Raw genomic sequence first — 22,447 nt, 5'->3', positions numbered from 1 at the left:
TCCGGTGTGCGTCGGCGCATGCCGTGGTCTTCAGGGAGGTCAGTGCGATGAGCGGTGGTGACAAGCTCGACTTCGAGATCCGTCCGAATCCCGCGCCGGTATCCGCCACCGATCGGGCCGCCCTGCTGGCCAACCCCGGGTTCGGTCGGGTCTTCACCGACCACATGGTCACCATCCGCTACGCCGACGGCAAGGGCTGGTACGACGCCCGGGTCGAGGCGCGTGCCCCGATCCCGATGGATCCCGCCAGCGCCGTGCTGCACTACGCGCAGGAGATCTTCGAGGGGATGAAGGCGTACCGCGCGGCCGACGGCGGAGTGACGATGTTCCGCCCGTACGCCAACGCGGCCCGGTTCAACACCTCCGCCGCCCGGATGGCGATGCCGGCGCTGCCGGAGGAGACCTTCGTCGACTCGCTGCAGCGGCTGATCGAGATCGACCGCGAGTGGATTCCCGACGTCGAGGACGGCAGCCTCTACCTGCGGCCGTTCATGTTCGCCAGCGAGGTGTTCCTCGGCGTCCGGCCGGCCAACGAGTACCTCTACGCGGTCATCGCCTCGCCCGTGGGGGCGTACTTCGCCAGCGGGGTGCGGCCGGTGACGGTCTGGGTCTCGCCCGACTACACCCGGGCCGCGCCCGGCGGCACCGGCGCGGCGAAGTGCGGCGGCAACTACGCCGCCTCGCTCGCCGCCCAGGCCGAGGCGGCCGAGCACGGCTGCGAGCAGGTGGTCTTCCTGGACGCGGTGGAACGCAGGTTCGTCGACGAGCTGGGCGGGATGAACGTCTTCTTCGTCTACGACGACGGCTCGATGGCGACCCCGCCGCTGACCGGCACCATCCTGCCCGGCATCACCCGCGAGTCGGTGATCGCGCTGGCCGAGGCAGCCGGGCACGAGGTGCGGGAGCGGCCGGTGAGCTTCGCCGAATGGCAGGCCGACGCCGCCAGCGGCCGCCTCCGCGAGGTCTTCGCCTGCGGCACCGCCGCCGTGATCACCCCGATCGGAGAGGTCCGTTTCCCCGACGGGGAGTTCGCCGTCGCCGACGGCGAGCCCGGCCCGGTCACCATGGCCCTGCGCCAGCAGCTCGTCGACCTCCAGCGCGGCAAGACCGCCGACCCCCACAACTGGGTCCACCGCGTCCTCTGAGGTGTAAGGAAGGGCCCCTTCTTAACGTCTGAGGTAGAGAAGGGGCCCCTTATTAACACGCTGACGGGCCCGCGCGCCGGGCGGGCTCGCCGCCCGGCCGGCGCCGTCGAAACCGGCGTGATCAGTCGAGCAGGTGTGCGCGCAGGGCGGTGAGCTGCTCCTCGGTGACCCCGGCGTGGCGGAGGTAGTTGTCGACCGAGCCGTGGCCCTCGCGGATCTCCGTCAGGAACAGCCGCATCGTCTCGGCCGGCGAGGCGAGGAACGGCGACGGCAGTTTGGCGGCGTTGGGGAAGGTGGCGGCGGCCCAGGCGCTGAAGCGCTGGGACGCCTCGCTGCTCAGCGCGTAGTCCGCCGCGATGTCGTCGTCCTCGACGCCGAGCACCGCGAGGGTCAGGCCGCAGACGATGCCGGTCCGGTCCTTGCCCGCGACACAGTGCACCACCACCGGTGCGTTGGCGCTGTCGGCGACCAGGCCGATCGCCTCGGCCAGCCCGGCGGTACCGGTGCGGGCCAGGTCGGCGTACCGGTCGGCGAGGTAGCGGGCGAGGTCGGTGCCCGGCTGGTACGGCTGTTCGCCCCACTCCGCGTGCTCGGGGTGGATGTGCCGGTAGGCGAGCCCGTCGAAGTCGGGGACCCGCCCGTCCCGGTCGACCTCGTGCGGGCGGCGCAGGTCGATGACGGTTCGCACGCCGAGTGCGGTGAAGACGTCGCGGTCGGCGTCGTCGATGCGGTGCAGCGAGTCGGAGCGGTAGAGGCGGCCGGTACGGACTGTGCGGCCGTCCCGGCTGCGGTAACCGCCGACGTCGCGGAAATTGAAGGTCGTGGTAAACGGAATCCTGCGGGTTACCTCGATGGCGTCCACCCTGACACCGTAACGGCCGGCGGGGCAGTGCCCCACCGGCCGTCGCGCTGTCCCGCAGACAGGTGAACGGAAACTCCGGTCACCGCAGGTCGCCGGCCGGGGGCGCGGCGTACGTGTCGGTGTAGTAGCCGCCGAGCTTGTCCCGGAACGCGGGGTCGGTGGCCGTCTCGTCGTACTCCGGTGCCGCCTTGATCTGATCCTTGTTGCGGTCGACGTACACCTTCCGCTCGTCGTGGTCGACGTGGTTCACGGTCCCGGCGGGCAGCATGACCTTCCTGCCGAAGATCCACGGCCCGGTGTCGACCACCAGGTAGCTGGCGTTGACCTCGTTGCTGTCGCTGTCGATCTTGCCGATCGAGCCGTCGGTCGCCTCGACCTTGTAGCCGGCCAGGTTGCTGCCGGCCACCCCGGCCTCGTCCCGGTAGCTCCAGGGGTCGAAGGTGCCGGCGGGGGTGCCGCCCACACCGGCGGGGGTGCCGCCCATGACGACCCCCTGGTCGACGCCGCGAAGGGTCGCCTCCGGCGTGGTGTGCTGATCGAGCCTCTCCATTGGGATCTCTCCTGCCCCGACTACGCTGAGTCGTCTCGGAGGAACGTGTTTCCTTGTCCCGAAAACTCCTACCCCGTCCGCCGGGTCCTACACACCAGCCTTCGCCGGCCGCTGCCATCGTCCCGACATGTGGATTTCGCCTCCCAGAAGCCGCCGCCGAGTGGCAGAGTGCAGAACGTGACCAGCACCGCCCGCATTATTGGCAACTAGCGCGCCGGCTTTCCCTCCGCCGAGCGCGCAGACCTCCCGCAGCCGCGGGGGGTCTTTTTGTTGCGCTGGCCGGTGCCTTACGAAGGGATCCCCATGACGTTCCAGGTCTACGACACGACCCTGCGCGACGGTGCCCAGCGCGAAGGGGTCAGCTACTCGGTGGTCGACAAGCTCGCGGTGGCGCGGCTGCTGGACGAGTTCGGCGTCGGGTTCATCGAGGGCGGATGGCCGGGCGCGGTGCCCAAGGACACCGAGTTCTTCCACCGGGCGCGTACCGAACTCGATCTGAAGCACGCGGTGCTGGTCGCCTTCGGCGCAACCCGCCGGGCCGGCGCGGTCGCCGCCGACGACCCGCAGGTGCGTGGCCTGCTCGACGCGCAGACCCCGGCGATCGCCCTGGTCGCCAAGGCCGACCTGCGGCACGTCGAGCGGGCGCTGCGCACCACCGCCAAGGAGAACCTGGCGATGATCCACGACACGGTGACCCACCTGGTCGCCGAGGGACGCCGGGTCTTCGTCGACGGTGAGCACTTCTTCGACGGCTACCGTCACGATCCGGCGTACACCGCCTCGGTGGTGGAGACCGCGCTGGCGGCCGGGGCCGAGCGGTTCGTGCTCTGCGACACCAACGGCGGAATGCTGCCCTCCTGGGTGACCGCCGCCATCGCCGACCTCACCGACCGGATCGGCGTCGCGCCGGAACTCTTCGGCATGCACGCCCAGAACGACACCGCCTGCGCGGTGGCCAACACCATCGCCGCCGTCGAGGCCGGCGTCCGCCACGTGCAGGGCACCGCCAACGGGTACGGCGAACGACCCGGCAACGCGGACATCTTCACCGTCGTGGCCAACCTCCAGCTCAAGCTCGGGATGCCCGTCCTACCGGAGGGCTGCCTGGAGCAGATGGTGCGGGTCTCCCACGCCATCGCCGAGATCGCCAACATCGCCCCCGACACCCACCAGGCGTACGCCGGGGCCGCCGCCTTCGCCCACAAGGCCGGGCTGCACGCGAGTGCGATCAAGGTGGATCCGCTGCTCTACAACCACGTCGAACCCGAGGTGGTGGGCAACGACATGCGGATCCTGGTAACCGAGATGGCCGGCCGGGCCAGCATCGAACTCAAGAGCCGAGAGCTCGGGCTCGACCTGGCCGGCCATCCGGAGACGCTGTCCCGGGTCACCAAGCGGGTCAAGGAACTGGAGGCCGGTGGATGGTCGTTCGAGGCCGCCGACGCCTCGTTCGAGCTGCTGGTCCGCTCCGAGCTGCCGGACGCCGCGCCGGCGCGACCGTTCACGCTGGAGTCGTACCGGGTGCTGGTCGAGCACCGGGAGGACGGCGCGGTGGTCTCCGAGGCCACGGTCAAGATCCGGGTACGCGGCGAGCGGGTGATCGCCACGGCAGAGGGCAACGGCCCGGTCAACGCGCTCGACGAGGCGCTGCGGGTCGGTCTCGGCCGGCACTACCCGGAGCTGCGCGACTTCGAGCTGGCCGACTACAAGGTGCGCATCCTGGAGGGCAGCCACGGCACCGGCGCGGTGACCCGGGTGCTGGTCGAGACGGCCGACGGCCGGGGCGGCGGCTGGACCACCGTCGGGGTGCACCCCAACGTGGTCGAGGCGAGCTGGCACGCCCTAGTCGACGCGCTCACCTACGGCCTGGACCGGGCGCGGGTGTGAGCGGCTGACCCTCCCTCACCCCGCCGGCAGGCGTAGGTCGGCGAGGACCATCCGGTGGTCGCTGTCGGGCAGCGGGTGCACCACCACGTCGCGTACCGCGATGCGGCGGTCGACCAGCACGTGATCGATCACCACGGGCGGGATCAGGTCGCCGTCGTACGGGCCCCAGGTGCCGGTGAGCCCCGCGCCGACCGCCGCGGCGGCGTCGGCGTAGCCGGTGTCGAGCAGGGCACGCAACGGCGCGTGGTCGAGCGTGGCGTTGAAGTCCCCGGCGAGGATGCTCAACGGCCCGTCCGGCGCGGCCGCCGGTTGCGCCGCCAGGTCGTTGCGCCAGGCGTCGATCTGATCGAGGGCGTACGGGGCCGCCGGGTGGGCCGACTCGACACGGACCGGGGGGGCGCCGGGCACCGTCACCGTCGCGTACGCCTGGGTGAAGCCCCACCCGCCGCGCAGTTGGCGCACGCCCTCGTCGCTGATCGGATGCCGGGCGTACAGCCCGGAGCCGGGGCTGCCCTCCATCGGGTTGAGCTGCCGGTACGGCAGCAGCCGGTCGAGGCCGAGCCGGTCCAGTCCGGCCGCGGACGCCGGGGTGAACTCCTGCACGACGAGGACGTCGACCCGCTCGCTGCGGACCAGGTCGACCAGCGTCCGCAGGTCGGCGGAGCCGATCAGCAGGTTCGCGGTGAGCAGCCGCAGCGCCGGCCCGGCGGTCGACGGCTGCGGGGTGGGCAGTGCCCGGGGGGCCACCACCGCGAGCAGCGCCGCGGTGGTGACCGCCGCGACGACCGCCGGCCACCGGCGTCGCAGCGCGAGGGCGAGCACCAACGGCCCGAGGGACCCGATCACCACGTACGGCGTGAAGGCGAGCAGTTGCACCAGTGGCCCGCGTTCGACGCCGAGTAGCCGGACGACCAACCAGGCGACCGCGGGCGCCACGGTGATCCAGCAGAGGATGGTGCGGTGGCGGTGCCGCCCGGTCGTCGGTGTCGGTCGGATCGCCGCCAGACCGGTACGCATGCTCACGGCATCAGATTATCGCCGACCCCCATCGGCTTTCGTGAGGGGTGTGGCCCTCACGTTTCGCAATTACGCGAACCTCTGATTCGGGTGCGAAAGGCGATGATCGAACGTTGACTTCGCTGTTTCCTGGTGCTATTTTCCAGATGGTTGTGGCGTCAGAGCTCAGAGTGTGTAATGCCTGGTCAGGCCGGCTATGATCTTGGCCATTCAATGTCATTCGCTCGGTTGGCCATTCTCCGGGGCGGGTCGTTCCGGCGCATTCTCGTTGCAATCTCCGACTCGCTGGAAAGTGAGTCGGTCTTATCATCCCGGTCAACCAAGGGAGAACCTGTCATGGCCAAACTCTTCTCACCCAGGTCGATGGCGGTGGCCTTCAGTGCGCTGGCGCTGACCCTGGCCGGCGGCGGCATCGCCGTCGCCGCCCAGCCGACCACCGTCGTCCAGGCCCCCGTCGATTCCGGTCAGCCGGCCGCCCGGGCGGCCGCCGCCACCGGCCAGCCGCAGGTGACACCGGAGGAGGCCCGCCAGGCCAGGGCCGCGCTGAAGGGGTCCGTCGGCACCAACGCCATCATCGGATCGGTCTCCTTCGCCGTGGTGGGATCCGGTGGCAACCTCATCCGTGGCCTCGACGCGGTTTCGGCGACCAGGTACGGCCCGGGGCAGTACCAGGTGCTCTTCAACCGCAACCTGACCCGGAGTGCCTACCACGCCACGGTCGGCACTGACCAGCAGTGCTGCATCCCCCCGGCCGGGCAGGTCTCCGTTGCGCCCCGCCTCGCCACACCGAACGCAGTCTTCATCCAGACCTACAACTCGGCCGGCGTGCCCGCCGACCGGCCATTCCACGTGGCGATCTCCAGCTGATCAGCCACACCGGGTGCCGGCCGTCCGACCGGACGGCCGGCATCGCCGTGGTCGCGCCGGCCGGCCCGCCGGGTCGTCGAGTGTCCGGCTTGTACCACGACGGGAACGGGACTGCCGGGAAGGGCCCCGAGAGCACCCGTGGCCCGGCAAGTCCGACGTTTGTCGGGCCGCCTGCCCGGGAAGCAAGCACCGTGACGGACATCTCGGACACCATGGCCAGCCTGCCCAGCCCGGCCGATCTGGACGCGGTCGCAGCCGAGCTGGACCAGACCCTCTTCGAGGTCAAACGCGTGATCGTCGGGCAGAACCGGCTCGTCGAACGCCTGTTGACCGCACTGCTGGCCGGCGGCCACTGTCTGCTGGAGGGCGTACCCGGAGTGGCCAAGACCCTCGCCGCGCAGACCCTCGCGACGGTGGTCGGCGGCACCTTCTCCCGGATCCAGTTCACCCCCGACCTCGTCCCCTCGGACATCGTCGGCACCCGCATCTACCGGGCGTCGAAGGAGAGCTTCGACGTCGAACTCGGCCCGGTCATGGCGAACCTGGTGCTCGCGGACGAGATCAACCGGGCGCCCGCGAAGGTGCAGTCGGCGCTGCTGGAGGCCATGGCCGAGCATCAGGTCTCCATCGGCGGGCGCAGCTACCGGGTGCCGGAACCCTTCCTCGTCCTGGCCACCCAGAACCCGATCGAGTCGGAGGGGGTCTACCAGCTGCCCGAGGCGCAGCGGGACCGCTTCCTCATGAAGGTCGTCGTGGACTACCCGGACGGCGCCGACGAACTGGCCATCCTCTACCGGATGAGCGCCGACCGCCCTCGGGCGCACCGGGTGCTCGATCCGGAGCGGTTGCGCGAGCTCCAGGTCCGCGCCACGCAGGTCTTCGTCCACCACGCCATCGCCGAGTACGTGGTCCGGCTCATCCTCGCCACGCGCGACCCGGGCCGGTTCGGGCTGCCGGAACTCGGCCCGCTGCTCGCCTACGGCGCCAGCCCTCGCGCCACCCTGGGGCTGGTCGCCGCCGCGCGGGCCCAGGCGCTGCTGCGGGGCCGGGAGTACGTGCTGCCCGACGACGTCCGGGAGCTGTCCGTGGATGTGCTCGCCCACCGGCTGGTGCTCTCCTTCGACGCGGTCGCCGACGGGGTGACCGCCGAGTCGGTGGTGCGCCGGCTGGTCGAGGCGGTGCCACCGCCCCGGGTGGCGGCCGGGCATCCGGAACACGCGATCGACCTGGCGACCGCGTGATGGGACGTCGCCCCGCACCGGCGGAGCCGGGACTGACCGAGCTCACCCCGGACCAGCGCCTGCGCCGGTTGGAACTCACCGTCACCCGTCGGCTCGACGGACTTCTGCACGGCGAGCGTCGGGGCCTGCTACCGGGGCCGGGCAGCGAGCCGGCGGGCAGCCGGGAGTACCGGCCCGGCGAGGACGAGGTGCGCCGGATGGACTGGTCGGTGACGGCCCGTACCACCGTGCCGCACGTGCGGGAGGTGGACGCCGACCGGGAGCTGACCACCTGGCTGCTGGTCGACGCCAGTGCCAGCATGGAGTACGGCACCGCCGAGCTGGACAAGCGGGAACTGGCGGTGGCGGCGGTCGCCACCATCGGCTTCCTCACCGCGGGGCCGGGCAACCGCCTCGGCGCGCAGGTGCTCACCCCGTACGGGCTGCGTCGAATGCCGCCCCGGGGTGGGCGCACCCACCTGCTCGGGCTGCTGCGCGCGCTGCTCGCCGCGCCCCGCGTGGGCGGTCGTGATCCGGACGTCCCGCCGGCATCCGGCCCGCCCGAGCTGGCCGAGGCGCTGGCCGCGGTGTGCCGGGTCGCCCATCGGCGGGGCCTGGTGGTGGTGGTCTCGGACTTCCTCGACGGGCTGCCCGACGACCCGGCGGCGCCGGTGGCCTGGGAACGGCCGCTGCGCCGGCTGACCGTGCGACACCAGGTGCTCGCGGTGGAGGTCACCGACCCGCGGGAACTGGAGCTGCCGGACGTCGGGATGATCACGCTCGCCGACCCGGAGACCGGCGAGCACCGGGAGGTCTGGACCGGCGACCGCCGGCTGCGCGAGCGGTACGCGGCGGCCGCCGCCGCGCAGCGCGACCAGGTCCGGCAGGCCCTGCGCCGGGCCGGCGCGACCCACCTCGCGCTGCGTACCGACCGGGACTGGGCGGCCGACATCGTGCGGCACGTGCAGGCCCAGCGTCGACTGGCCCTGGCTCCGGCCGCTGCACCCGCGGGAGGTGTCGCATGATCTGGCAGTCGCCCGTCCGGCTCTGGCTGCTGCTCGGCGTGGCCGCCCTGGCCGTGGCCTACCTGCTGGCGCAGCGGCGCCGTGGCCGCTACGCGGTCCGGTTCACCAATCTGCGGCTGCTCGACCGGGTGGCGCCCCGGCGGCCGACCTGGCGCCGACACCTGCCGGCCGGCCTCTTCCTGGCCATGCTGGCGCTGCTCGTGGTCGGCTTCGCCCGGCCCACCGCCGAGGTCCGGGTGCCCCGGGAACGCGCCACCGTGATGGTGGCCGTGGACGTCTCCACCTCGATGCTCGCCACCGACGTCGAACCGGATCGACTCAGCGCCGCCAAGAACGCCGCCCGGCGGTTCGTCGACGGGCTGCCCAGGGAGTTCAACGTCGGGCTGGTGGCCTTCGCCGGCAGCGCGGCGGTGCTGGTGCCGCCGGGCACCGACCGGGAGGCGCTGCACAACGGGATCGGCCGCCTCGCCGAGGGGGTCACCGGCGTGCAGGGCACCGCGATCGGCGAGGCGATCAGCACCTCACTGGGCGCGGTGCAGGCGTTGGACGACAAGGCGGCCACCCAACCGCCGCCGGCCCGGATCATCGTGCTCTCCGACGGCGCGAACACCTCGGGCATGGATCCGTTGGAGGCCGCCGCCGGCGCGGTCGCCGCCGAGGTGCCGGTGCACACCATCTCCTTCGGTACGCCGAGCGGCTTCGTCGACCGGGGCGGGCGGCCGATCCAGGTGCCGGTCGACGGGGAGACGTTGCAGGCCGTCGCCGAGGAGACCGGGGGCGGCTTCCACCAGGCCGGCACGAGCGACGAGTTGCGTGCCGTCTACGACGACATCGGCAGCTCGGTGGGCTGGCGGAAGGTACGGCAGGACGTCTCGGCGCGGTTCATCGGGCTCGGGCTGGTGTTCGCGATGGGCGCGGCGTTCGGCTCGATCCGGTGGTTCTCCCGCCTGCCCTGACCTGGTCCTGCCGCGGCTCGGCCGAATCGCGGCCGGAACGCCGGCGAGCGCACACGGGAGGAGCTACGTATGGCAGTGCAGACCGGACTGGGCGAGCCGCGGGGACCCTGGTTCTTCTCCCCGGACCTCGACCCGGACGGGCGGGGCCGGTCGGACGGTGCCACCGGGGCGGGTGACCGCGCATGGGGCTGGCGCCGCCGGCTGTTGGCGGGGCTGGCGGTGGTGGCGCTCTCCACCGGTTCGGGGGCACTGGCCGGCGGCTGGGTGGCCGGCCGGGACGGTGTTCCGGGGCCCGCCGCCGCATCGGCCGCCCCGGTGCCGGCCGAGCTGGTCACCGCCGCCGAGAAGACCGTGCCCGGCGTGGTGTCGGTGCTGGTGGGCGGGCCCGGCGGGGCGTCGGCGAGCGGTTCCGGCTTCGCGGTCGACGCCGAGCAGCACATCATCACCAACGACCACATCCTGGCCAAGGGGCGGAGCGGCCCGGTGACCGTGGAGCTGCCGGATGGCCGGCGGTTCGACGCGGAGGTGATCGGCCGCGAGCCGGGCAGCGATCTCGCCGTGCTCAAGGTGCCCGCCTCGGCGGGTCTGGCGCCGCTGCCGCTGGCCAAGCCGGGGGCCACCCGGGTCGGTGAGCCGGTACTGGCCGTCGGGTCGCCGCTGGGACTGTCCGGCACGGTCACCGCCGGCATCGTCAGCGCGCTCGACCGTCAGGTGCGCCTCGGCGACAACCGGCACCGGGCGGTGCAGACCGACGCCTCGATCAACCCGGGCAACTCCGGTGGGCCGTTGGTGAACGCGCGGGGCGAGGTGGTCGGGGTGAACACCGCGATCGCCACCATCGACGGCAACGGTTCGATCGGCATCGGGTTCGCCATCCCGATCGAACAGGTGCAGGAGACCGCCGACACGATCATCGGAAAAGGCGGCTGATGCACGGACGGTGACCGTCCGGTTGCATCGAGATCAGGGTAAGTGTCGGATTTCCGGCGAGGGATGATCGGCCCATGGAAATATTACGCTGGGGATGAATACTTGCGTGAGTGGAGCGTCCTCTCATCGCGGCCCTCCTGCTGGTGGGCCTCATCATCGGAAGCGGCGTCGGGTCGTCGTACGCTCGCGCCAGGCGGAGCTGGAACGACTACCAGGCCGCGAAGAAGACGGTGCCCGGCGCGCGCCGGGCCGCGTGGCTGCTGATCAAGGTGGTCACCACGAAGATAGGCGTGATCGTCCTGCTGTTGATCGGGGCGGTCGCCTACGCCGCCGCCGGTGGCGAGGACCGGCCCGCCCCCTCGACGCCGAGTCCGAGCACCGCCGAGGACGATCGGCCGGCACGCTAACCTCAGGGCGTGGACGACGGACTGCGGGTGACTGATCGGTGGGTCGTCCCCGCCGCCGAGCTGCGGGAACGCTTCTCCCGGTCGTCCGGGCCGGGTGGGCAGGGCGTCAACACCGCCGACTCCCGGGTCGAGCTGAGCTTCGACCTGGCCGGCTCGGCGAGCGTTCCGGAGTCGCTGCGGGCCCGGGCGCTGGACCGGCTCGACGGCCGGCTGGTCGACGGGGTGCTGACCATCGCCGCGAGCGAGCATCGCGCCCAGTTGGCCAACCGGGAGGCGGCCCGGGAGCGGCTGGCCGCGCTGCTGCGCGAGGCGGTCGCCCCGCCACCGCCACCCCGCCGTCCGACCCGCCCGTCCCGGGCGGCCAAGGAACGCCGGCTGGCCGACAAGAAGCGCCGGTCGCAACGCAAGCGCGACCGCCGGGTGGACGGCGAGTAGGCGCGGGGAAAGACCGCAACACCCCGCCGGGCACGCGGAGCAGGCGCCTCAGGGGGCGGCGACCACCCTCGCCGGTGGCTCCGCTGCCGCGAGCAACACCGCGCAGACCTCGATCAACCGGGCACGGAGTTGGCCAGCGCGCTGCGCGAACTCGCGTTGGCGAGCCACGTACTCCGCCCTGCCCTCCGGCGTCTCGATGGCCACCGCCGGCTGCCCGTACGAGGACAGGTCGTACGGCGACGCCTGCATGTCGAGCAGGCGGATGTCCCGGGCCAACTCGAAGCAGTCGAGCGCCAGATCACCCGGGACCGCCGGACCGAGCTTGGTGGCCCACTTGTGGCAGTCCATCGCGGCGTGCAGGCAGCCCGGCTGGTCGAGGTCGACCTGGCTGGCCCGGGTGGGTCGCAGCCGGTTGAGGCCGACCGCGTCGGGCGTGAAGAACCGGAACGCGTCGAAGTGCGTACACCGGATCTGATGCGCCTCGACCACCGCGTCGGTGCCCGCCTGCCCGAGCCGCAGAGGCAGGGGGTGCCGGTGGTCCCGCTGGCGGTACACCATCGCCCACTCGTGCAGCCCGAAGCAGCCGGTGAAGGCCGGCCGGGTAGCGATCGAGGACAACAGTCGGTGGATGAAGCGCACCGAATCGGCCCGGTCGGCGAGGAACGCCGCCGCGTCGACACCGACCACCCCGTCGGCGTCCGTGGCGTACCAACGCCACTGCCGGTGCGGAGCGGGACCGTCCGGCCCGGGCGCCAGGGCGATGCCCACCCCCGGGTGCCAGCGGCGCAGCACGGACGGTCGGGTGCCGTAGTAGTCGAAGAGGAAATCATCGATCGCGTGACGTTCCCGGGCGGCCCTGCGCGCCCGGTGGGCCGCGGTCAGCGAGTCGGCGCGGCCCTCGTGCGCGGCCAGGAGGGGAAGCCAACGCGCCGCGGGCATGCTGATCACCGGTCGAGCCCCTGCCGTCCGTTCCGCGCCGTCTGCCTGCCCGTCACGGCCCCAAGGGTACGACCACCGGCCGCCCGCCGGTCAGGGCATGTCCACCCGCACCCCCGCGGAGAAGACCCCACTGCGCAGTTCCAGGCGCTCGGGTGCGGCGCGTCCGTTGACGGTGAAGACCAACGGCAGCACCATCCGGCTGCCCGCCGCCATCGGCTCGGCGAAGACGTCGCGTCCCTGGTTCGCCTGCCGGGTCGCCGACTCGTCGGTGGTGACCCAGTTGCCGTTCGGCAGATAGGCCCGTTGCAACTTGCCGTGCCAACTCTGGTGCTCCGGCGTGACGTTGCGCACGCCGACCGTGGCCTGGCAACGTCGTACCTGCTGGCCGGGCTCGCAGGCCATCCGGTAGACGGTGAACTCGAACGCGTCCTCGCGCAGCGGTTCCCCCAGGCTGCCGGTGACCCCCGTGCCCTTCCACCCGCCACTGGTCGGCTGGCTGTCGGTGTCGATCGCGGCGACCCGCCGGGTGGCGGTCCAGGCGGCCGTGCCGATCGTGGCCGCCAGCACCGTCGCGGCCACCGGCACGATCAGCCAGATCGGTGGTTTGCGTCGGCGGTGTGCCGGGCGGGGTGCCGCCGGGCGCGGATAGATCCGCCCCGGACCGTCCGAGGCGAGCGCGGCGGCCACCGGCCGGCGGTTGCGCCACCAGGTGACGAGCCCCACCACGCCGAGCACCAGCACCGCGACCGCGCCGACCAGCAGTGCGGACGCCTGGTCACGCCACCCCGACGGCTCCTGCGGGGCGGCGGTCGCGGCGTGCGGGCTCGTCCAGGTGGCGCTCGCGCAGTCGTACGGCTGCCGGCCGTCCCCGGCGAACGCGCACGCCGGGGCGGTCAGCGGCTGCTGCACCGAGGCGGCGCGCAGCGTGGTGTCCAGCGTGGTGGTGCTGTGCGGCGGCAACCGCAGCTGCCAGGTCACCGCGGTCGCCGTCGACCCACCCGGGCGGACCATCCGGCCGCCGTTGCTGATCGAGTTCGCCCACGCGCCCCGGGGCAGTTCCTGGCGCACCGTGGTGCTCACCGGCGCGTTTCCGGCGTTGCGGACCTCGATGTGGTACCCGGGCTCGCTGCTGCTCGCCGGCGCCACCGCCACGCTGACCCTGGGCGCCGGGGGCGGTACGGCGAGCCGCGTCGGGGTGGGCGCCGCCGGCGGTGCCGCGGGCATGGCGGGGTCCGGCGTCAGCATGGTGGGGTCGGGCGCCGGCGCGGTGGGATCCGGCTCTGTCGTCGCTGCCACGTGTGGCCGCCCGGCTGTCCCGTGGTGCCGCTCTCCGAACGCCGCGACCTGTGGTTGTCCGGCCGGCGGGGCGCCCGGGGCGGTGGCCGCCGGGAGCACCGGCAGGGCGGTGAGGAAGCCGACGCAGTGCACGATCGCCGCGAGGGCCCTGTGGTGTCGTGTCGATGCAGGCATACGAACGAACCTCCGCAGCCGACGCTAGGTGCGCAGCCCCGTCGTGCGGGTACGAAGCGGCGAATCCGACCCCGGCGCTGATCGTCTTGGGTAAGCTGCCGCACCCGGTCGCCGGCGGACTAGATTGACCTGGTGCGTATCGCTCGTTTCGCCCATGCCAAGGGAATGTCGTTCGGGGTCGTCGAGGGGGAGCCGGAGGCGGGCCCACAGGGGCTCACCATCGCCGAGATCTCGGGTCACCCGTTCGGTCAGATCACGTTCAGCGGGGTCCGTTGGGCGCTGTCCGACGTCCGGTTGCTCTCGCCGATCCTGCCCAGCAAGGTGGTCTGCATCGGCCGCAACTACGCCGAGCACGCCGCCGAGCACGGCAGCGAGGTTCCGAGTGAACCGCTGCTGTTCCTCAAGCCCTCCACCGCGGTCATCGGTCCCCGGGACGCGATCCGGCTGCCCGAGTTCAGCAAGCAGGTCGAGCACGAGGCCGAACTGGCGGTGGTGATCGGTGCACCGGGAGCCCGCCGGGCGGACCGGGCCGCGGCGGAGCGGGCCATCTTCGGCTACACCTGTGCCAACGACGTCACCGCCCGGGATCTCCAGCGCTCCGACAGCCAGTGGACCCGGGCCAAGGGATTCGACTCGTTCTGTCCGATCGGGCCGTGGATCACCACCGGCCTCGACGTCACCGATCTGGAGATCCGCTGCGAGGTGGGGCGTGACCCGGAGGAGATGGAGGTCCGCCAGCTGGGTCGTACCCGGGACATGGTCTTCGACGTGCCGGCACTGGTGTCGTACGTCTCGCATGTGATGACGCTGTTGCCCGGCGACGTCGTGCTGACCGGTACACCGGCGGGGGTTAGCCCGCTCACGGAGGGGGATACGGTCACCGTCCGGATCGAGGGGGTCGGTGAGCTGACCAACCCGGTCGTGTCCGCGACCTGATCCCTGTTTTCGCAGCTCAAGGGCGGTTTGGGGAAGTCGATTTGGCCTGTCGGTGCCGGGAGGGTAGAGTTTGATCCCGGCACCGCAAGGGGCCAATGGGGTATGGGGTAATTGGCAGCCCGACTGATTCTGGTTCAGTTAGTCTAGGTTCGAGTCCTGGTACCCCAGCGCAGCCGAGATTCGGAAGAATCGAGGTGGCTGGATTCTGGTGGAGTTCAGCGTCGATGCTCCCGCGAGGGAGGGTCGGTCGCTAGGTCTGGTAGAGTTCGGCGGCACCACCGTCACGGTGGTGTCGCGTTTTGTGTGCCTGGCCCCGTCGTCTAGCGGCCCAGGACGCCGCCCTCTCAAGGCGGTAGCGCCGGTTCGAATCCGGTCGGGGCTACAGATGAGGCTCGTCCCGCGTTTGCGGGGCGGGCCTTTTTTCGTGCCACCAGCGGCGGGGCCATTCCGGAATGATCGACCGCCCCCGGTGCGGCACCCACCGGGACGCCGTTTAAACTACTGCCGCACCGCCCGCGCGGTGGTGTCGCGTTTTGTGTGCCTGGCCCCGTCGTCTAGCGGCCCAGGACGCCGCCCTCTCAAGGCGGTAGCGCCGGTTCGAATCCGGTCGGGGCTACCACACCAAGGCCCGTCTCGCATCTCCGCGAGACGGGCCTTCCCCATCCCACCGCCCCCTCCTTCATTGATCATGAGGTTGGCGGCGAAGTTGATCTCCTTCACTGCCGCTAACCTCATGATCAACGGGGAGGGATCGAGGGTGGGGGGGTTGGGGGGTGGGGGGTGGGGGATTAGAGGCCGGAGAGGCGTTGGCCGGCTCTCACTACGGCCATGGCGTGGCGTTCGCCGGGGCGGCGGCCCAGGCGTTCGATGGGGCCGGAGATGCTGATGGCGGCGATGACTCGGCCGGTGCGGTCGCGGATCGGGGCGGAGACGCTCGCCACACCGGCCTCGCGTTCGGCGACGCTCTGCGCCCAGCCGCGGCGGCGTACCTCGGCCAGGGTGCGGCCGGTGAACTTCGACCGGGGCAGCAGCGGCATCACCGCCTCGGGAGGCTCCCAGGCGAGCAGGATCTGGGCTGCCGATCCGGCGGTCATCGGCAGCACCGAGCCCACCGGGACGGTGTCGCGCAGACCACTGGCCCGTTCGGCGGCGGCCACGCAGATCCGTTCGTCGGCCCGGCGCAGGTAGAGCTGGGCGCTTTCGCCGGTGGCGTCGCGCAGGGCGGCCAGCAGCGGCTCGGCCGCGGTCAGCAGCACGTCCGGCGCGGCGTTGGCCAGTTCGCCCAGGCGTGGACCGGGACGCCAGCGACCCTGGGTGTCCCGGACCAACATCCGGTGGATCTCGAGCGCCTGCGCCAGCCGGTGCGCTGTGGCCCGGGGCAGCTTGGTGCGTTCAACGAGTTCGGCCAGGCTGGCGCCGTCGACACAGGCGGCCAGGATGACCACCGCCTTGTCGAGAACGCCGACACCGCTCATACTGTGTCCCACAAGCCGAAATTTACCTCCCAGAATTTAGGAAGTCCAGATGGTGGGAGCCACTCCTGAACCGAGGACCCTGGCCGAGAAGGTCTGGGACGCGCACGTCGTCCGGTCCGCCGATGGTGAGCCTGATCTGCTCTTCATCGACCTGCACCTGCTGCACGAGGTGACCAGCCCGCAGGCGTTCGACGGGCTGCGGCTCGCCGGCCGCCGGGTGCGCCGCACCGACCTCACGCTCGCGACCGAGGATCACAACACCCCGACCGGGTACGCCGATCCCTCCTTCCAGCAGCGTCGTGGCGATCTGCTCACCATCGCCGATCCCACCTCGCGCACCCAGATCGAGACGCTGCGGCGCAACTGCGCCGAGTTCGGCGTGAAGCTGCACCCGCTGGGCGACGAGAACCAGGGCATCGTGCACGTCATCGGCCCGCAGCTCGGGCTCACCCAGCCCGGCATGACCATCGTCTGCGGCGACTCGCACACCGCCACCCACGGCGCGTTCGGGGCGCTGGCGTTCGGCATCGGCACCAGTGAGGTCGAACACGTGCTGGCCACCCAGACGCTGCCGCAGGCCCGGCCGAAGACGATGGCGGTCACCGTCAACGGTCAGCTCGGTCCCGGCGTCACCGCCAAGGACCTGGTGCTCGCGTTGATCGCCAGGGTGGGCACCGGTGGTGGGCGCGGGCACATCGTGGAGTACCGCGGTGAGGCGATCCGGGCGCTGTCCATGGAAGGCCGGATGACCATCGCCAACATGTCCATCGAGTGGGGCGCCAAGGCCGGCATGATCGCGCCGGACGAGACCACGTTCGCGTACCTGAAGGGGCGGCCGAACGCGCCGACCGGCGCGGACTGGGACGCGGCGGTCGCCTACTGGCGGACGCTGCCGACCGACGAGGGCGCGACCTTCGACGCCGAGGTCACCCTCGACGCCGCCGAGATCACGCCGTTCGTCACCTGGGGAACCAACCCCGGTCAGGGCGTACCGCTGGGCGCCACGGTGCCGGCCCCGGAGAGCTTCGGCACCGAGCCGGAGCGGACGGCCGCCCGGCGCGCGCTGGAGTACATGGACCTGCGGCCGGGCACGCCGCTGCGGGACCTCTCCGTCGACGTGGTCTTCGTCGGCTCCTGCACCAACGGCCGGCTGGAGGACCTGCGGGCCGCCGCCGACGTGCTGCGCGGCCACCGGGTGGCCGACGGCGTACGCATGCTGGTGGTGCCCGGTTCCGCCGCCGTCCGCGAGGCGGCCGAGGCGGAAGGGCTGGACAAGGTCTTCACCGACGCCGGTGCCGAGTGGCGCTTCGCCGGCTGCTCCATGTGTCTGGGCATGAACCCGGACACGCTCTCGCCGGGGCAGCGCTCCGCCTCGACCTCCAACCGCAACTTCGAGGGCCGCCAGGGCCGGGGTGGGCGTACCCACCTGGTCAGCCCGCCGGTGGCCGCCGCCACCGCCGTCGTCGGCCGGCTGGCCGCCCCCGCCGACCTGTAGAAGGGCTGCGAGAGATGGAAAAGTTCACCGTGCACACCGGCACCGCCGTGCCGCTGCGTCGGTCCGACGTGGACACCGATCAGATCATCCCGGCCGTGTATCTCAAGCGGGTGACCCGTACCGGCTTCGCCGACGGGTTGTTCAGCGCGTGGCGCGAGGACCCAGGATTCGTATTCAACAATGATTCATATTCCGGTGCCTCGATTCTTGTGGCGGGGCCGGAGTTCGGCACCGGGTCATCCCGGGAACACGCCGTATGGGCGCTGCGCGACTACGGATTCCGCGTCGTGATCTCGCCACGCTTCGGTGACATCTTCCGGGGCAACGCCCTCAAGGAGGGCCTGCTGCCGGTCGAGTTGGAATTGGGAGCCGTCGAGGAGATCTGGGATCTGGTCGAATCCGACCCGAGCGCCGCGATCACCGTCGACCTGACCGCCCGGCAGGTCCGCGCCGGCTCCTCCGCCTGGTCGTTCCCGCTGGACGACTTCAGCCGGTGGCGGCTGATGGAGGGCTTGGACGACATTGGACTCACCCTCCGGCATTCCGATCGGATCACCGCCTTCGAGGCCACTCGGCCGGCGTTCCTGCCCCGGGTCGCCTAGTCCCTCGCCGCTTCCTCCGCTGATTTCGCCCCCACCGGTTCAACCGGTGGGGGCGAATCCGTTACGACACAAGGGCTTTTTTCGACAGAATGTTTGTGTCCCGGCAGCACAGGGCATACGGTGCGCGCAGAATGGCTCGCGTCGAGTCAGTTGCACAATCAGGAGGAAGTAGTGAACAAGGCCGAGCTCATCGAGGCGCTCGCCGTTCGCCTGGGGGACCGGAAGACGGCGACGGCGGCGCTCGACGCGGTCCTCGCTGAGGTCCAGGCGGCGGTCACCAAGGGCGAGAAGGTGGCGATCACCGGTTTCGGAGCGTTCGAGAAGCGCGTACGGGGCGCGCGAACAGCGCGCAACCCGCGTACGGGTGAGGCGGTGAAGGTCAAGAAGACCTCCGTGCCGACCTTCCGCCCGGGCGCGGGGTTCAAGGAGATGGTGGCCAGCGGCAAGGCGCCGAAGGCCACGGCGGCGGCGAAGAAGGCCGCCGCGGCCACCGCCAAGGCGACCGGTACGAAGACGGCGGGCGCGAAGGCGACTGGTGCGAAGGCGGCCGGTGCGAAGGCGACTGGTGCGAAGGCGGCCGGCGCCAAGGCGACGGGAGCCAAGGCGGCTGCGGCGAAGAAGACCACGGCGACGAAGACCGCGGCGGCCAAGAAGACCACCGCAGCCAAGGCCACCAAGGCCGCCACGGCCACCAAGGCCGCCACGGCCACCAAGGCCGCCACGGCCAAGAAGACCGCCACGAAGAAGGCCGCGCCGGCGAAGAAGACCGCCGCGGTGACCAAGGCCACCGCGGCCAAGAAGACCGCGACGGCGAAGAAGACCCCGGCGAAGAAGGCCCCGGCAAAGAAAGCCTCGGCCAGGAAGGCAACGACCCGGCGCTGAGCCGGCCGTACGACGAGGGCGCCCGCCATCACGGTTGGGTGCCCTCGCCGTTTCCGCCGGCTGACCGGCCCGCCACCATCCATGGGACGGGATCCTTTGCTCTGCTTCACCGGACGCAACGGTTTCGGCGGCAAACCGTTGCGTGGGTTGAAGCAGAGCAAAGGCTGCGCGCTGGGGATACTGCTAGCCGGTGAGCGGGCTGACGCCAAGGCCGCTCAGAGGCGGTCGGCGGCGAGCAGCTGGTCGCCGGCGAAGGCGAGCAGCCAGCCGCCGCCCTTGTTGGTGCGGTAGTCGCCGCACCGCCCGGCGAGCCGTTCCAGCGCCCCCGGGATCACCTTGCCCTGGCTGCACACCGCCACCGGCTCGCCGGCAGCGGCCAGCGTCGCCAGCCGGCCTGCGGCGGCCAGCACGCACTCGTCGGACTGCTGGCCCGCCAGCGGCTCGTCCAGGTCGCCGCTCACCTCGATCGGCAGGCCCAGCGCGGCGGCGGCCGGATCCAGGGTCTGCACGCACCGACGGGGCGAGGCGGAGAACAGGCGTACGGGGCGGATCAGCTCTATCAGTGGCGCCAGGGCGTACGCCTCGGACCAGCCGCGTGCGTCCAGCGGCCGTCCCGCGTCCGGGCCGGACCAGGTCAGCCGGGCTCCGGCGTGCCCGTGCCGGAGCAGCATCATCGTCGTGGTGACCGGCGGCAGTGCGGCGAACGCCGCCAGCACCTCCGCGTCGTGCGGGTAGCTGACCAGCGCCATTGCCTCGTCCACGTCCAGCCAGCGCACCGCGTCGACCTCGGTGTCGGGCTGGAACCCGCCGGTGCCCACCGCCCGCATGGACCAGTAGTCGACCGTCTTGAGTCGGCCCTCGCTGCGGTACCGCGCGCTGGGCAGCCGGACCTGCGGCACCGCCTGGGCGTCGGCCTCCTCGGCGACCTCCCGCGCGGCGGCGATCAGCGCGTGCTCACCCGCTTCCAGCTTGCCCTTCGGCAACGTCCAGTCCCCGTACCGGGGACGGTGCACCAGGCACACCTGGACGCCGCCGTCCGGCACCGGCTGCCACACCACGCCGCCGGCCGCTCGGATCGCCTCCACCATCTGCTCAGCCTATGCCCGGGCCGCTCAACCGGTCTTGCCGCCGACCCGGCGGAGCAACAGATCCTGCAGGTGGGCCAGGGAAGCCTTCGGCGAGCCGGTACGCCGGGTCCAGGTGCCGTCGGCGCCCAGTTCGAACGCCTCGACGTCGGGGCTCATCGCCGTGCCGAGCACGTGATCCAGCTCGGCGCGGGCCACCGGGTCGCTGACCTGGACCAGCGCCTCGACACGTCGGTCCAGGTTGCGGTGCATCAGGTCGGCCGAGCCGATCCAGAACTCGGTGTCGCCGTTGTTGCCGAAGCGGAAGATCCGGGAGTGTTCGAGGAAGCGGCCGAGAATCGAGCGGACCCGGATGTTCTCCGACAGCCCCGGCACCCCCGGGCGCAGCATGCACATGCCCCGGATGATGAGGTCGACGTGCACCCCGGCCTGGGACGCCCGGTAGAGCGCGTCGGTGATCTCCTCGTCGACGAGCGCGTTCACCTTGAACTGCACGAGCCCCGGCTGGCCGAGCCGGACGTGGGCGATCTCGCGCTGGATGCGCTCGATCAGGCCGCTGCGGATGCCCTGCGGCGCCACCAGCAGTCGCCGGTACGCGGTCTGCCGGCTGTAGCCGGTGAGCACGTTGAACAGGTCGGTCAGGTCGGCGCCGATCTCCGGGTCGGCGGTGAGCACGCCGAAGTCCTCGTAGAGCCGCGCGGTCTTGGGATGGTAGTTGCCGGTGCCGATGTGGCAGTAGCGCCGGATCTGGTTGCCCTCCTGGCGTACCACCAGGGCGGTCTTGCAGTGGGTCTTGAGGCCGACCAGGCCGTAGACCACGTGACAGCCGGCGCGTTCCAGGGTGCGCGCCCAGCCGATGTTGGCCACCTCGTCGAAGCGTGCCTTCAGTTCGACCAGCACCACCACCTGCTTGCCGGCGGCGGCGGCCTCGACCAGCGCGTCCACGATCGGTGAGTCGCCGCTGGTCCGGTAGAGGGTCTGCTTGATGGCCAGCACGTTCGGGTCGGCGGCGGCCTGCTCGATGAAGCGCTGCACGCTGGTGGCGAACGAGTGGTAGGGATGGTGCACCAGGACGTCCCCGTCGCGCAGGGTGGCGAAGACGCTGCGCGGCACCTCACCCTCGGTGAGTCGCGGATGGGTGGCCGGGACGAACGGCGGGTCCTTCAGATCGGGCCGGTCGGCCGCGTCGTACAGCTGCCACAGTGCGGAGAGGTCGAGCAGACCCCGGACCCGCAGCACGTCCTGGGTGTCCATGTCGAGTTCGCGGACCAGCAGTTCGAGCATGTGGTCGGAGATCGACGCGGCCACCTCCAGCCGGACCGGTGGGCCGAACCGGCGCCGGGCCAGCTCCCGTTCCAGGGCCTGGAGCAGATCCTCGTCGCGGTCCTCGTCGACCTCCACCTCGGCGTTGCGGGTGACCCGGAACAGGTGGCACTCCACCACCTGCATGCCGGAGAAGAGCTGCCCGAGCTGCACCGAGATGAGGTCCTCCACCGGCAGCATCCGAACCCCGGGCTGGTCCCGGTCGACCCGGACGAACCGGGGCACGTTGTTGGGCACCTTCACCCGCGCGAACAGCTCGGGCCCACCGTCCGGATCGCGTACCGACACCGCCAGGTTGAGCGACCGACCCGAGATGTACGGGAAGGGGTGGGCCGGGTCGACCGCGAGCGGCGTGAGCACCGGGAAGATCTGGTCCCGGAAGTAGCTGCGCAACCGCTCCTGTTCGGCGTCGCCGAGGTCGGACCAGCACAGCATCTGAATGCCCTCGGTGGTCAGCTTCGGCAGCACGTCGTCGACGAAGCAGGCGGCGTGCCGGGTCACCAGGGCGGCGGCCTTCTCGGCCACCATCTCGAGCTGGGTACGTAGCGGGAGCCCGTCGCCGCCGCGTACCGGCAGGCCGGCGGAGAGCCGCCGCTTCAACCCGGCCACCCGCACCATGTAGAACTCGTCGAGGTTGCTGGCGAAGATGGCCAGGAACTTGGCCCGCTCCAGCAGGGGCGTGCCCGGGTCCTCGGCCAGCGCCAGCACCCGGGCGTTGAAGTCGAGCCAGGACAGTTCCCGGTTGAGGAACCGCTCCTCCGGCAGGGGCCAACCGGCCGGGGGCTGCTCGTCGGCCGGCTCCGGCAGCCCGGGTTCGGCAACCGGATCGAGCACCTCGTCCAGGCCGGCGGAGGCCGCTGCCGGATCGGTGCCGGCCACGTCGTCGGGGCGCTCGCGAGGGGTGCTCACCCGCTCATAATCACCCGATCAGGGTTAACG

Annotated in this window: 21 protein-coding genes and 3 tRNA genes; 16 read left to right on the top strand and 8 right to left on the bottom strand. The window is 71.7% G+C overall.

Going from position 1 to position 22,447, the window contains the following annotated elements:
* Positions 1-47 precede the first annotated feature (47 nt).
* Positions 48-1,145, top strand: coding sequence for a branched-chain amino acid aminotransferase (locus tag IEY61_RS11200; protein ID WP_189043244.1), 1,098 nt, complete (start codon positions 48-50; stop codon positions 1,143-1,145).
* 121 nt (positions 1,146-1,266) lie between these two features.
* On the opposite strand, the gene IEY61_RS11195 is transcribed toward IEY61_RS11200, so the two are convergent.
* Both IEY61_RS11195 and IEY61_RS11190 read right to left on the bottom strand, forming a co-directional pair.
* Positions 1,267-2,007 carry a tyrosine-protein phosphatase gene (locus IEY61_RS11195; RefSeq protein WP_189043243.1) on the bottom strand — a complete coding sequence of 247 codons (741 nt, stop codon included), beginning with the start codon at positions 2,005-2,007 and terminating at the stop codon, positions 1,267-1,269.
* Between the two features lie 79 nt (positions 2,008-2,086).
* Positions 2,087-2,491 (bottom strand): PRC-barrel domain-containing protein, encoded by a 405-nt coding sequence (locus IEY61_RS11190; protein ID WP_189043351.1) that lies wholly within the window; start codon positions 2,489-2,491, stop codon positions 2,087-2,089.
* 369 nt (positions 2,492-2,860) lie between these two features.
* Between IEY61_RS11190 and cimA the strand changes: the two genes are divergently transcribed.
* On the top strand, positions 2,861-4,444 hold the full coding sequence (gene cimA, locus IEY61_RS11185; RefSeq protein WP_189043242.1) for a citramalate synthase: 1,584 nt from the start codon (positions 2,861-2,863) through the stop codon (positions 4,442-4,444).
* Positions 4,445-4,459: 15 nt separating this feature from the next.
* Here the strand turns inward: cimA and IEY61_RS11180 are convergent, their stop codons facing one another.
* A complete protein-coding gene (locus IEY61_RS11180; RefSeq protein ID WP_189043349.1) occupies positions 4,460-5,461 on the bottom strand; it encodes an endonuclease/exonuclease/phosphatase family protein in 1,002 nt (333 codons plus the stop codon).
* A 336-nt stretch (positions 5,462-5,797) separates the two neighbouring features.
* On the opposite strand from IEY61_RS11180, the gene IEY61_RS11175 reads away from it, so the two are divergent.
* The 7 genes from IEY61_RS11175 (at position 5,798) to arfB (ending at position 11,301) form a co-directional block, all read left to right on the top strand.
* Positions 5,798-6,328: a hypothetical protein gene (locus tag IEY61_RS11175; RefSeq protein WP_189043241.1), complete on the top strand. Its 531-nt coding sequence runs from the start codon at positions 5,798-5,800 to the stop codon at positions 6,326-6,328.
* A gap of 191 nt (positions 6,329-6,519) precedes the next feature.
* Complete coding sequence (locus tag IEY61_RS11170) at positions 6,520-7,569, top strand: AAA family ATPase (RefSeq protein ID WP_189043239.1); 1,050 nt, start codon at positions 6,520-6,522, stop codon at positions 7,567-7,569.
* Entirely contained in the window at positions 7,569-8,573 is a 1,005-nt protein-coding gene (locus tag IEY61_RS11165; RefSeq protein WP_189043237.1) for a DUF58 domain-containing protein, read from the top strand. Before IEY61_RS11170 ends, IEY61_RS11165 begins: the two co-directional genes overlap by 1 nt.
* Positions 8,570-9,529, top strand: a complete 960-nt coding sequence (locus IEY61_RS11160) for a VWA domain-containing protein (RefSeq protein WP_189043235.1) — start codon at positions 8,570-8,572, stop codon at positions 9,527-9,529. Before IEY61_RS11165 ends, IEY61_RS11160 begins: the two co-directional genes overlap by 4 nt.
* 69 nt (positions 9,530-9,598) lie before the next feature.
* A complete protein-coding gene (locus IEY61_RS11155; RefSeq protein ID WP_189043233.1) occupies positions 9,599-10,459 on the top strand; it encodes a S1C family serine protease in 861 nt (286 codons plus the stop codon).
* A 110-nt stretch (positions 10,460-10,569) separates the two neighbouring features.
* A complete protein-coding gene (locus IEY61_RS11150; RefSeq protein ID WP_189043231.1) occupies positions 10,570-10,866 on the top strand; it encodes a hypothetical protein in 297 nt (98 codons plus the stop codon).
* A gap of 9 nt (positions 10,867-10,875) precedes the next feature.
* A complete protein-coding gene (arfB, locus tag IEY61_RS11145; RefSeq protein WP_189043229.1) occupies positions 10,876-11,301 on the top strand; it encodes an alternative ribosome rescue aminoacyl-tRNA hydrolase ArfB in 426 nt (141 codons plus the stop codon).
* Between the two features lie 48 nt (positions 11,302-11,349).
* On the opposite strand, the gene IEY61_RS11140 is transcribed toward arfB, so the two are convergent.
* Both IEY61_RS11140 and IEY61_RS11135 read right to left on the bottom strand, forming a co-directional pair.
* Positions 11,350-12,240: a 3-methyladenine DNA glycosylase gene (locus tag IEY61_RS11140; protein WP_189043227.1), complete on the bottom strand. Its 891-nt coding sequence runs from the start codon at positions 12,238-12,240 to the stop codon at positions 11,350-11,352.
* Positions 12,241-12,330: 90 nt separating this feature from the next.
* Positions 12,331-13,710, bottom strand: a complete 1,380-nt coding sequence (locus tag IEY61_RS11135; protein WP_189043225.1) for a hypothetical protein — start codon at positions 13,708-13,710, stop codon at positions 12,331-12,333.
* Between the two features lie 132 nt (positions 13,711-13,842).
* Between IEY61_RS11135 and IEY61_RS11130 the strand changes: the two genes are divergently transcribed.
* The 4 genes from IEY61_RS11130 (at position 13,843) to IEY61_RS11115 (ending at position 15,265) form a co-directional block, all read left to right on the top strand.
* Entirely contained in the window at positions 13,843-14,646 is an 804-nt protein-coding gene (locus IEY61_RS11130; RefSeq protein ID WP_189043221.1) for a fumarylacetoacetate hydrolase family protein, read from the top strand.
* Positions 14,647-14,742: 96 nt separating this feature from the next.
* Positions 14,743-14,814: transfer RNA gene (locus IEY61_RS11125), tRNA-Gln, on the top strand.
* A gap of 141 nt (positions 14,815-14,955) precedes the next feature.
* A tRNA-Glu gene (locus IEY61_RS11120) sits at positions 14,956-15,028 on the top strand.
* A gap of 161 nt (positions 15,029-15,189) precedes the next feature.
* Positions 15,190-15,265 (top strand) — tRNA-Glu (locus IEY61_RS11115).
* Between the two features lie 169 nt (positions 15,266-15,434).
* Here IEY61_RS11115 and IEY61_RS11110 read toward each other — a convergent pair.
* Positions 15,435-16,121, bottom strand: coding sequence for an IclR family transcriptional regulator (locus IEY61_RS11110; RefSeq protein WP_013284529.1), 687 nt, complete (start codon positions 16,119-16,121; stop codon positions 15,435-15,437).
* A 49-nt stretch (positions 16,122-16,170) separates the two neighbouring features.
* On the opposite strand from IEY61_RS11110, the gene leuC reads away from it, so the two are divergent.
* The 3 genes from leuC to IEY61_RS11095 all read left to right on the top strand — a co-directional run bounded on the left by leuC (position 16,171) and on the right by IEY61_RS11095 (position 19,100).
* Positions 16,171-17,616, top strand: coding sequence for a 3-isopropylmalate dehydratase large subunit (leuC, locus tag IEY61_RS11105; RefSeq protein WP_189043219.1), 1,446 nt, complete (start codon positions 16,171-16,173; stop codon positions 17,614-17,616).
* 14 nt (positions 17,617-17,630) lie between these two features.
* Positions 17,631-18,218, top strand: a complete 588-nt coding sequence (leuD, locus tag IEY61_RS11100) for a 3-isopropylmalate dehydratase small subunit (RefSeq protein ID WP_189043217.1) — start codon at positions 17,631-17,633, stop codon at positions 18,216-18,218.
* 171 nt (positions 18,219-18,389) lie between these two features.
* Entirely contained in the window at positions 18,390-19,100 is a 711-nt protein-coding gene (locus IEY61_RS11095; protein WP_189043215.1) for an HU family DNA-binding protein, read from the top strand.
* 215 nt (positions 19,101-19,315) lie between these two features.
* On the opposite strand, the gene IEY61_RS11090 is transcribed toward IEY61_RS11095, so the two are convergent.
* A complete protein-coding gene (locus IEY61_RS11090) occupies positions 19,316-20,188 on the bottom strand; it encodes an NUDIX hydrolase (RefSeq protein ID WP_189043213.1) in 873 nt (290 codons plus the stop codon).
* Positions 20,189-20,212: 24 nt separating this feature from the next.
* A complete protein-coding gene (locus tag IEY61_RS11085; protein ID WP_189043211.1) occupies positions 20,213-22,417 on the bottom strand; it encodes an RNA degradosome polyphosphate kinase in 2,205 nt (734 codons plus the stop codon).
* Positions 22,418-22,447: the final 30 nt, after the last annotated feature.

The sequence above is a fragment of the Micromonospora sonchi genome, assembly GCF_014646235.1.
Taxonomy (GTDB): Bacteria; Actinomycetota; Actinomycetes; order Mycobacteriales; family Micromonosporaceae; genus Micromonospora; species Micromonospora sonchi.
Note: the sequence above shows the minus strand (reverse complement) of the source record. Positions and strands in the feature narration are given on the sequence as shown.

Coding starts and splice junctions, on each gene's coding strand:
- IEY61_RS11200 (WP_189043244.1), top strand. CDS start 48: ATGAGCGGTGGTGACAAGCTCGACTTCGAGATCCGTCCGAATCCCGCG.
- IEY61_RS11190 (WP_189043351.1), bottom strand. CDS start 2,491: ATGGGCGGCACCCCCGCCGGTGTGGGCGGCACCCCCGCCGGCACCTTC.
- cimA (WP_189043242.1), top strand. CDS start 2,861: ATGACGTTCCAGGTCTACGACACGACCCTGCGCGACGGTGCCCAGCGC.
- IEY61_RS11180 (WP_189043349.1), bottom strand. CDS start 5,461: ATGCGTACCGGTCTGGCGGCGATCCGACCGACACCGACGACCGGGCGG.
- IEY61_RS11175 (WP_189043241.1), top strand. CDS start 5,798: ATGGCCAAACTCTTCTCACCCAGGTCGATGGCGGTGGCCTTCAGTGCG.
- IEY61_RS11165 (WP_189043237.1), top strand. CDS start 7,569: ATGGGACGTCGCCCCGCACCGGCGGAGCCGGGACTGACCGAGCTCACC.
- IEY61_RS11160 (WP_189043235.1), top strand. CDS start 8,570: ATGATCTGGCAGTCGCCCGTCCGGCTCTGGCTGCTGCTCGGCGTGGCC.
- IEY61_RS11155 (WP_189043233.1), top strand. CDS start 9,599: ATGGCAGTGCAGACCGGACTGGGCGAGCCGCGGGGACCCTGGTTCTTC.
- IEY61_RS11140 (WP_189043227.1), bottom strand. CDS start 12,240: ATGCCCGCGGCGCGTTGGCTTCCCCTCCTGGCCGCGCACGAGGGCCGC.
- IEY61_RS11135 (WP_189043225.1), bottom strand. CDS start 13,710: ATGCCTGCATCGACACGACACCACAGGGCCCTCGCGGCGATCGTGCAC.
- IEY61_RS11110 (WP_013284529.1), bottom strand. CDS start 16,121: ATGAGCGGTGTCGGCGTTCTCGACAAGGCGGTGGTCATCCTGGCCGCC.
- leuC (WP_189043219.1), top strand. CDS start 16,171: ATGGTGGGAGCCACTCCTGAACCGAGGACCCTGGCCGAGAAGGTCTGG.
- leuD (WP_189043217.1), top strand. CDS start 17,631: ATGGAAAAGTTCACCGTGCACACCGGCACCGCCGTGCCGCTGCGTCGG.
- IEY61_RS11090 (WP_189043213.1), bottom strand. CDS start 20,188: ATGGTGGAGGCGATCCGAGCGGCCGGCGGCGTGGTGTGGCAGCCGGTG.